The 7,857-nt window shown below is 61.1% G+C and carries 7 protein-coding genes; 6 read left to right on the top strand and 1 reads right to left on the bottom strand.

Annotated elements, in window-relative coordinates:
* Positions 1–186 precede the first annotated feature (186 nt).
* On the top strand, positions 187–738 hold the full coding sequence (locus JNL55_RS23900; protein WP_293860069.1) for an XRE family transcriptional regulator: 552 nt from the start codon (positions 187–189) through the stop codon (positions 736–738).
* A 14-nt stretch (positions 739–752) separates the two neighbouring features.
* Here JNL55_RS23900 and JNL55_RS23895 read toward each other — a convergent pair whose 3' ends face one another.
* Positions 753–1,217 (bottom strand): hypothetical protein, encoded by a 465-nt coding sequence (locus JNL55_RS23895; RefSeq protein WP_293860066.1) that lies wholly within the window; start codon positions 1,215–1,217, stop codon positions 753–755.
* Positions 1,218–1,403: 186 nt separating this feature from the next.
* Between JNL55_RS23895 and JNL55_RS23890 the strand changes: the two genes are divergently transcribed.
* From JNL55_RS23890 to JNL55_RS23870, 5 genes are all read left to right on the top strand, one after another.
* On the top strand, positions 1,404–2,558 hold the full coding sequence (locus JNL55_RS23890; RefSeq protein WP_293860063.1) for a hypothetical protein: 1,155 nt from the start codon (positions 1,404–1,406) through the stop codon (positions 2,556–2,558).
* A 118-nt stretch (positions 2,559–2,676) separates the two neighbouring features.
* The gene (locus JNL55_RS23885; RefSeq protein ID WP_293860060.1) at positions 2,677–3,207 is read left to right on the top strand and encodes an RNA polymerase sigma factor; all 531 of its coding nucleotides are present in this window, start codon (positions 2,677–2,679) and stop codon (positions 3,205–3,207) included.
* Complete coding sequence (locus JNL55_RS23880) at positions 3,204–4,316, top strand: FecR family protein (protein WP_293860057.1); 1,113 nt, start codon at positions 3,204–3,206, stop codon at positions 4,314–4,316. The genes JNL55_RS23885 and JNL55_RS23880 overlap by 4 nt, the downstream gene beginning before the upstream one ends.
* Before the next feature lie 96 nt (positions 4,317–4,412).
* On the top strand, positions 4,413–6,869 hold the full coding sequence (locus JNL55_RS23875) for a TonB-dependent siderophore receptor (RefSeq protein WP_293860054.1): 2,457 nt from the start codon (positions 4,413–4,415) through the stop codon (positions 6,867–6,869).
* A partial coding sequence (locus tag JNL55_RS23870) for a TolB family protein (RefSeq protein ID WP_293860052.1) occupies positions 6,866–7,857 on the top strand: 992 nt, incomplete at its 3' end. The genes JNL55_RS23875 and JNL55_RS23870, both read left to right, overlap by 4 nt.

Raw genomic sequence — 7,857 nt, 5'->3', positions numbered from 1 at the left:
CGTAGGACGTAGTTGATCAGGCTGACGACGATCAGCACGCCCAAGATGCGAAAGCGGACCGGTACGGTGGAGCGCAAGGGAGTTCCTGCGTCGGCGGAGGCTGAGGGGCGGTGTCCGAGTGCAATATATTGCACGTGCCGTCGTCAGCGCAATATACTGCACACCGCTCCGATCCCCTTCGAACGTATGAAAGTGCCCACCGATCAATTGCTCAACCACGTTTCACTGCGTGTTCGCGCGGAGCGTGAGCATCGCGGCTGGACGCAGCAGGAACTGGCGCGACGAGCAAAAGTGAGCCGGCGCATGTTGGCGGGGATCGAGGCCGAAGCAAGCAACGTCAGTCTGGCGACGCTCGACCGCATCGCCAATGCGCTCGGCATCGCGTTCGCTGACTTGATTCGTGAAGGCGCGGCGACGCCAGCAGAACAGCCGATGCTGGTATGGCAGGGAGCGAGTAAGGGCAGCCAGGGCTTGCTGTTACAAAGCGCTGCCGCGACCAAGTCCGTCGAGTTATGGGAATGGAGTCTGGCGCCGGGCCAGAGCTATCGAACCAGCCCCGACCGTAAGGGAATGAAACACATCATCTATGTGGCGTCCGGCGCGTTGACCATCGAGTTCGCTCGCACTCGGCGGCGGATCGCCGCACGCGAGTCCATCGAGTTCGCCTCCGACGTGAACTTCAACTACGTGAATCGCGAGCGGCGCACGACGCGTTTCAGCATCGTCGTCATCGAGTGAAGCGATCGGTGCTGTCAGTGCAAGCTGAGGGCAGCGGGCGAGGGTAGGGGTTGGTTGGCGATTTGCAGATTGATCGGATGTAGCACCCAGCCGGCGCTGCTCAGGCTCGCGGCCACGTGCATCGCCGCTGGCAACACCCGTCGCGAGCCGCCGGCCGGCAACACGACATCCAAATGACGCATGGCCTGGCTCACATCTCGGGCCTGCAAGGCCGCGAGCATTTGTAACAGCCGCCATTCATCGTGGCCGATGACATTACAGCAAGTGCAATGAATATCGGGAGCGCGCTGCATGGTGTGCCACATCCGACTCACGTGAGTGGTGATCCGTATAAAGTGCGGTAGCGCTGCGCCGATGCGCACCGAATGAAATGCGCGATGTAACAAGCGATGGGTCAGCGCCGGATCGCTGGGCGCCAGCCCGATCCGAAAACTCCACAGGATGAATCGCTCCAACGCCGAAATTTCGACGGTGCTCATGGGGGCACTCTCCAGACAAACCAGCGCTGGCAGGTTGTGAGCAGCGGAGGGCCGTTCACGGGCGGGCGATGTCCAAATGATAACGATTCTCAACTAACTTGCAAGGCATTTGAGTCGCGGTTCCGGACTTTGCCAGCGCCGCACACTCTCCTGGCAAGACGACTGCGGCTGTTCGCTCGGGGTGTCATGAAGCTACGAAAAATCATACTGGCGAGTGCAGCTTCGACGCTGCTATGTGGGGCGCACGCGGAGAGTGCAGCGCCAGCGGCGCCAATCGATCCGGTTGCTGGGGTGATCTCAGCGCTGCGCGAACATCAAATCGTCGCTGTCGGCGAAGTGCATGCCATCGAACCGATGGGGCGCTACTGGCTGCGCCTGCTGCGAGATCCGGGAGTGACGGATCTGGTGGACGATGTGGTTTTGGAAGCGGGCAACGCTGTTCATCAAGCCACGGTGGATCGCTTCACCGCTGGCGAGGATGTGCCTTACGCACAGCTGCGTCGAGCCTGGGAAGACTCGAATCCCATAGGGATGTTCGATCTGCCGATGTACGAAGAGCTCTATTGGGCAGTCCGTGCACGCAACAAACTACACCCAGATAAAAGGCCCATGCGCGTGCTGTTGGCCGGATCGCCCGTTGACTGGTCCAAGGTGAAATCGCGTGCGGACTTGCAGGCTCAGCAGCAGGCATCGACGGCACCTTGGCGCAATGACAGTCCTTGGATTGCGAAAAGGATTGCGACGGAAGTACTGAAACGCGGCCGGAAAGCGTTGGTCCTGCAGGGGAACATGCACACCCTGAAGGCGAAGCCAGCCGGTGCGGTGGAATCGGGCGACTCGTGGGAGATGTCCATTCTTCGCGAAGAGTACGGTGCGAGTGTGTTCTCCGTCGTCGTGTCACTGACCGATCCACGACAGTTCGAGCGAGCTGCGGGGCTTGTGCAACTGCCGGCGTTCATTCGTTTGCGAGGCACGCCATGGGGCGCGGTGCCAGTGGGGCAATACATCATTGGCGATCCGGCGGCGATCCACAAAACCGCCAAGTTCAATCCTGCCATCCTCATGGCCGCTCAGGAGCAGGTGGATGCGGTGGTGTTCCTGGCGCTGCCGGCCGAGCTCACCTCGGCGGTGCCGTCGAGAGGGCTGTGCAACGACCAGGAATACATCGAGAGAAGAATGAGTCGCCTGCGCATCTCTGGCGACGATAAGTCCACGCTGCCGGTGACTTGGCGCGAGCTGTTCGAGCAGCGTTGCGAGCGAACCCTGATCTGTGGCGCGGACTACGCCGCGCCAAAGCTGTCGCCAGAACGCAGCGTCAATGGGCGGTGTGGCAGGGACTGATTTCAGCACTACGCACCAGTCGCCAAACACCTCCAATCTTTATTTTCTGGACCGATCTTGCAAGCCTAGGTTGACGGGTCCACGCTAGCACCGCGGCCATTGCCGCGCTTCGTGCCGCATGAACTCAGACCCAGTTTCGAACGATCAGATCGATCGGGCACTGCTCACTGCGCAGATGCGACCGGCGCTCGTAGAGTATTTCAAGCGTCGTTGCGGCAGTGAGGCTGAAGCCGAAGATCTGGCCCACGACGTGTTGGTCAGCGCGCTCGGTTATGCGGGATGGAAATCTCCAGAGCACGCCCGGGGCTATATTTTCCGTGCCGCTGTGAACCGTTGGCGCGATCGCGGGCGTCGTCGGCGGATTCGCGGTGTGGTGCTGCCATGGGACGACCAAGCGCCGTACAGCGAAGGCGAAGGCAATCCGCCCGAGCAGGCAGTGGCCAGCTGGGAAGAGATGGTGCGGGTGGTCCGGGCCATGGCCGAGCTGCCGGAGCGCACCCGCGAAATCTTCATACTGCAACGCCTGGAACAGATGACCTATCTGCAGATCGCCGAAGCGTTGGGCATGCCGGCCAGTACCGTTGAGAAGCACATGATCCGGGCGCTGGCGCATCTCACCGCGCGGCGCTTCGGCAGGATCCGGAAATGACCATGGACGAAACCACACGCTCAGCGCACGAGTCGCCGCAATCGGATGAGCTGCCTCTGACCGAGGAAGAGCAGGCCGCTGCCTGGTTCCTGCGCAGCCAGCAGGGTCGGCTGTCCGTCGCTGATGAAGCGGCCTTGCAGGAGTGGCTCGCCGCCAGTCCTGAGCACGTCACGCTGTGGGAGCAAACCCAGCAGACGTGGGAGGACTGCGGCAGCCATGCGATGTTGCCGGAACTGGTGCTTGCTCGCGAACAAGCGCTTGCCAGTGTTCGACGCGCGCAGGTGAAGCGGTGGACGTTGGCTGGCAACTCACGAGGGGCCGTGCGCTTGCGAGCGTTCGCTGCCGTCGCGGCGGTGTGCGTGTTGGCTGTGCTGTTGAGTCTGGTAGTGACGCACCGGGGCGACGTGTACGTCACCGGCATTGGCGAGCAGCGGACGATTCTACTTGCCGACGATTCGCGGCTGACGCTGGATGCACTGACGCGCGTCAGAGTGAGGTACGACGACAAAGTCCGAGCGATCGACTTGCTTGAAGGTCAGGCGCAGTTTGAAGTTGCAAAGAATAAGAATCGGCCGTTTCGCGTGCGTGCGGGCGACGAAGTGATCGAGGCGCTGGGGACGTCGTTCACGGTCGAGTACATAGGCGATCGAATCCAAGTGGCTTTGCTGGAAGGGCGGGTGCGGGTCGAGTCGCATCGCTCCGCGGCCGAGCGCCTGGTCGAACGAGTCATCGAGTCTCCGGCGAGTGGCAGTGCCGATAAGCCACGAGTAGCTTCGCGTCCTGCGACAGTGCTCAACCCCGGCGATGCTCTGCGCATTGATCCGAGTGGCGACCAAGTGCTCAACGAGAATGTGGATGTTGCGGCCGCGGTCGCGTGGCGCCAGGGAAAAGTCATATTCCAGCGGGAGCCGCTGCGGATCGCAGTGGAGCGATTGAATCGCTACTCCCGTGTGCAATTGAAAGTGGCCGATCCCACCATCGAGCAGTGGCCGGTCAGTGGTGTGTTCGGAGCGAGTGACGCTGAGGCGTTCGCCGAGGCGCTGGCAGAATACTTTCCGATTCAATCGCAGCACGCGGACGATGTCATCGAGCTGCGTGCGCGTCGTTGATCCATCGTTACTAAAAATATTTGCGGAGGGGTTTGACGGCCGGTGCGTATTAGCAGGCAGCTAGTCGCTCACAACAAGTCAGCTGGGGAGTTTGCAATGGCCGCCGTAACCCGCCGCAACGATCGCGTCTCGCATGTTCTTGCCTTGAGTCTGCTCGGATGTCTTGCTTCTTCAACAACACTTGCGGCTGCCGAGCCTGCCGCGAGCACCGCACTACAGACACGCTATGCGTTGGACATCCCGGCGCAAAGCTTGGAGTCGGCGCTGCAAGCCGTGGCGCTCACCGTCAATGGCAAGGTGCTGTACCGTCCTGAACTGCTGAGCGGCAAACATGTCGCTGGACTGCAGGGAGACTTCACCATCGATGAGGCGATGGGGCTGCTGTTGGCCGGCACGGACCTGACGTATGAATTCACTTCGTCGGCCGTGGTGCTGATCCGACAGAAGAACGTGGCTACGTCGAGTACCACCAACGGGCCGCTGCGCTTGGCGCAGACGACGAACTACGAAGCCGACGGCAGCATCGATGAAATCGTGGTGACGGCCAAACGTAAGTTCCGTCCCGAAGTTTCCAACGCCGCGTCGAAGTTCGAGCTGCCCATCATCGAAACGCCACAGGCGCTGACGGTGCTGTCCTCGGAGTTTCTGAGCATCGCGCGTCTCAACGATACTGCTGGATTGGTTGCGTACGTGCCAGGCGTCGAGCTGCTGGGCATCGGCGATGGCACGCAAGCGAATCTGGTCGCGCGAGGCTTCGATGTGAATCGCGAGCGATCTTTCCGAATCAATGGTCTGTCGGCCGACAGCGAAGTGGATCTGGATTATTTCGCCATGGATCGGGTCGAGATCGTCAGAGGTCCCGCTTCTTCGTTGTACGGCGAGGCGGATTATGGGGCCACGCTCAATCGGGTGCTGAAGCGGCCGAGCCGAGTGTTCGCTGCGAATGTCAGCGCGGAGGTCGGTAGCTATGATTTCCGACGACTGCAGGCGGACGTGCAGGGCCCGCTGGGTTCAGGCGATGTGGTGAGCGGTCGGGCCGTGGCTGCGGTACAGGATGCGTCGACATTCATCGATTCCACGCAGGATGATCGTGTGTTGTTCGCGCCCAGTTTGCTGCTCGACTTCGAGAACACGCAGGTGCTGCTGCAGGGCTACTACCAGCAACTGGATGGCATCACTAGCGATGGCTTTCCTCTGCTCTACGACGGCACTGCCTATTCGCTGCCACGGCTACCGCGCGATCGGAACTACGGCGCGGATGCTTTCAAGATCGACAGCAAGAACTCCTTCCTGTTCGCGGGCGTGGATCATGCGCTCAGCGATAGCCTGAAGTTGTCATTGAATGCCGGCTACTCGCGTATCAACATGAACAACGTCACCGGCGTGATGTTCGGCGCCAACACGGCGGGCGATACTGCACTGTCGCCGTTCAACGAGCGCAAGACCAAGGAAGATCTGAGTTTCGATGCGTCGGTGGAGAAGTCGCTCACTATGGGCGGGCGAGAGCAGCGCCTGTTGGTGAGTGCCGACCATCGCAGCAACGAGTCGTTCAGCCCTCGGGTGGATGTGTACTCGTCCATGCCGGCCAACGTATTTGTCGACGGCCCGTTGCGAGGCACTCCGCAGCCCACGCACGTGACCGGAGAGTTCTTCAGCAGCAAGCAGTATTTCTCAGGCGTGTCGTTCATGGCTCATCTGAAGCCTACCGACCGCCTGTCGATGCTGCTTGGCATGCGCTATTCGGCCATCGAGACCTCGGTGCGCAACTACGCGTTCGGCGGTCGCACCAACGTGACCATCAACGATTCAACCGATCACGATTGGGTGCCGCGCGCCGCGCTCATCTTCGCATTGGCCGATCATCACAATGTGTATGCCAGCTATAGCGAAGGCATCATTTTCAACCAGACCTTACTGCGCCTCGACGGCACGTCGGTGAATCCGGAGAAGGGCACGCAGTACGAAGTAGGTTTCAAGGGCGAACTGGCGGAACGTCGCGTCATGTACAGCGCTGCGGCGTTTCGCATCGAAAGGTCTGACTCCGCTTCGCGGCTCGCGCGTCCACCCGGCCTGCCGCCTGCGTATTTCAACGTGGGTGAGCAGATCCACCAGGGCGTCGAGCTGGAGCTGATCGGCGAGCCAGTGCCTGGTCTGAATCTGGTGGCGAACTACGCGTATTTGGACGTTGATGTGAAGTCCTCGGCCGATCCCATGGAAGTCGGCCAGCGTCCGCCGGCATCGCCCGAGAATGCCTACTCGGTGTTCGTGACTTACGAGATGTTGGAAGGTCCGCTGCGCTCACTGACTTTCGGCGGCGGCGTCGTCGGGCGCAGTTCCCGTGAAGTGGATTCGGTCGGCAGTTTCGCGTTGCCGTCCTACACTCGCGTCGATCTGCGGGCGTCCTACAACATCAGTGACGCATTGCTGCTCGAACTGAACGTGCAGAATCTGTTGAACGAGCGCATCTACACGTCCCAGTACGGCGGCGCGGATTTCGGCATCGCCTATGCGTATCCGACCACGACATCAGCTCGCCTGAGCTACAAGTGGTGAGGAGTGCAGCACCGGCGCGCCCGTCGCGGCGCGCTGGTGGCAAGGCCTTCCTGCTTATGCTCGCGGGTTTGCTACTGATGCCGGTGGCTGGCGCTACCGGCACTCAGCAGCGCCGGCCGCTGCAGGTCGACGACATCTTCGAGATGGAAGGCATCGGCCATGCTTATGGCGGGCCGTTCGCCTTTTCTGCCGATGGCAAATCTCTGGCATTCACTCGCCTGCGTGCTCGCAAGACGCTGCTCAATCATCAGCGAGAGTTTCTGCTGAGTAACGATAGGGCCGATGTATGGATGCAACTGGCATCGGGCGAGCCGGTGACCAATTTGACCCAAGGCGAGCGGAATGCATCGGGGTGGTGGGCGCCACAGTGGTCCGCCGACGGTCAGTGGCTGGCCATGCTATCGACACGTGATGGTCGCGTGACGTTGTGGGGATGGCGCAAGGCTTCGAAGCAACTCATTCAGCTGTCCGAGAGAGAGGTCGAGTTGCAGGACTACGACCGGCCGCCATTCGTGTGGCTGTCGAACTCGCAGATTCTGTTGCCAGTGGCATCGGAGCAGCCAACGCGAGCCGTGATCGAAAGTGACCTTGAAGCGACGCCGCGTCTAGCGGGCGCGGCTTGGCGGGACGCTGCGATTGGCGAACGGCCGACGGTGAGCGCTTTATACAGCGGAAAGTTGTCGTCGTCGCCACAGCGTGCGCAAGGTCAGTTGCTCCTGATCGATATCAAGCGGCAGCAAGCGAAGGTGCTTGCGAACAGATCGACCGCAGCATGGACAACAGCGCCCGATGGGCGCGCTGTGGCGTTCGCTCGCAACGAGGGCGTGTATGTTCCGAGCCCAGACGAGCCACTACCGCTTCGTCGGATCACACCGACGGCTGCGCTTGCTACGTGGTCGGTGTCGATTCATTCAAGTGACGGTGCCGTTCTTGTCGAGAGTGCTGGCGTCACGCAGGACGTGTTGCCTGAATCGATTCGTTGGTCACC

It is taken from the genome of Steroidobacter sp., assembly GCF_016790065.1.
GTDB lineage: Bacteria > Pseudomonadota > Gammaproteobacteria > Steroidobacterales > Steroidobacteraceae > Steroidobacter.
Note: the sequence above shows the minus strand (reverse complement) of the source record. Positions and strands in the feature narration are given on the sequence as shown.